The 241-nt window shown below is 46.5% G+C and carries 1 protein-coding gene; it reads right to left on the reverse strand.

Annotated elements, in window-relative coordinates; translation table 11 throughout:
- The coding region (locus AAEY62_RS24430) for a hypothetical protein (RefSeq protein ID WP_350637067.1) at positions 1 to 241 on the reverse strand (241 nt) is incomplete at both ends.

Here is a 241-nt window from a genome sequence, read left to right on the forward strand (position 1 = left end):
GTATAACCCACTAAAAAGCCAAGCGTTTCGGCATCGTTTTTCCAAGAATATAAACCGGTTAGTTGTGGCTCACTGTTTTGCGTTACGTCACTGTATGTCCCTTCAACATTGAGCACTCCAGAATTTGCCTCCATGCTGAGCGGCTTACGGCTATGCATTAATACTGTGCCACCTACACCGCCTTCATCTAAACGCGCTTCGGGCGATTTATATACCTCAACACTGGCTATCATGGCTGAAG

This window comes from Pseudoalteromonas sp. GW168-MNA-CIBAN-0100 (assembly GCF_040309225.1).
Classification (GTDB): Bacteria; Pseudomonadota; Gammaproteobacteria; order Enterobacterales; family Alteromonadaceae; genus Pseudoalteromonas; species Pseudoalteromonas arctica.